Below are 1,280 nucleotides of genomic sequence, written 5' to 3'. Positions count from 1 at the left end.
GGGAAGTACTGAACGGTGACCAGCACCAGGTTGTTGGCGGCATCGCCCACGCCGATGGCAGGCACGGCATTGCAAAAGAACTGATAGGGCTCTTTGACCTCGATGCGGTGGTAGCCCACTTCCTCGAACTTGTCGTTGAAGATGAGCACATGGCAGTCATTCGTGTGCCGCTGCCCTTCGTCGCATCGGTAGGTCGGTTGGCCTGTGAAATCAGAAGGCGTGCACACCTCATCGGGGTGGCTCTTCGTCATGAAGAGGATGGGCTCCAGGTAATGCTGCCGGCCGTCCAGCATCATCTTGAAGCCCAGATCGTGCCAGAAATCACGTTGGGATGGCTTGCTAATGTCGATGGCAGCTGCACGAGCCGTGGCAGATCGAGCGGCTGCATCGCGGACTTTCTCGTTTTCGGTGCGTGTGCACACGGACCGAGGGCGCCGGCCTTGCTGCATTTCCGCCAGTTCGATGAGGTTGCGTGGAGAGCCGGTGCAGGTGTAGTTCTCGTCCCAGTCGCTCGACAGCTTGATGTCGGCGTGGGCAAGCGCCGCAAGGCTCAGCCACGCGGCGGCCACGCACCCCCTTGCAAACGTGCGGTCAAGCCTGATTGGCTGGGTGGGCTTTTTTGTACGCTTCATAAGCGCGCTCCAGTTTGAGGTGGTACTGGTGGGTTTCATAAGCAGGGCCGTTGTAGTAGAAGGCGATGACGCGCCAGTTCTTGGTCTTCACGGCATCCCACAAGGAGATTTCTTGGCCCAGCGCCTTGTTCTTGGGGTCTTTCCACGCGGCCGGCTTGCGTCTGATGAAGCCGGCCAACAAGCCCAGTTGCGCAACCTCCGAGGTGCACATCTTGTTGACGAATTTCTTGAGGGAGGGCTCCCCACACAGCCCGTGATTGGCGCCCATGATCTGGAACTTGCCCCAAGAGCAGGACTGGAGGGCCGCATCGGGGTCCAGCCGGTAGGCGTTGAGCAGCCGCAGGTACGACGTGGCGTAGCTGGCATAGATGTCGTCATCGTCCACCTTGCCGTCGTGCATCTTCTGGTCGTCTCGGCCCAGGTGCTTGCGCAAGCGGTAGCCCGTGGGCCAGGAGATGTCCGGGTGGTCTTGGTCGTACCGGCCACCCGTCAAGCGGCTGAAGTAGTGGCGCTCGTACAGAAGAGCAGGCACGTGTCCGCCCTGGCCATCGGCCAGGCGCCAAAAGGCGCTGCGGCCGCCGCTTTCGACTTTGGCGATGGCCTGGAGCACTTCCGGTTCGCATTCGAGGCGACCTGCCTCTCTTTCCC

General features: G+C 61.1%; 2 protein-coding genes. Both read right to left on the bottom strand.

Annotated elements, in window-relative coordinates; all coding sequences use genetic code 11:
• Positions 1-569, bottom strand: a 569-nt coding sequence (locus tag CTA01S_RS16125) for a hypothetical protein (protein WP_084362519.1), incomplete at its 3' end; no start/stop codon positions are given.
• Between the two features lie 22 nt (positions 570-591).
• Positions 592-1,280 (bottom strand): N-acetylmuramidase family protein (locus CTA01S_RS16120; RefSeq protein WP_157451411.1); only part of this gene is annotated, 689 nt, incomplete at its 5' end.

The sequence above is a fragment of the Caldimonas taiwanensis NBRC 104434 genome (assembly GCF_001592165.1).
Lineage (GTDB): Bacteria > Pseudomonadota > Gammaproteobacteria > Burkholderiales > Burkholderiaceae_C > Caldimonas > Caldimonas manganoxidans.
The sequence above is the reverse complement of the archived record's forward strand: the minus strand, read 5'-3'. Positions and strand labels throughout refer to the sequence as shown.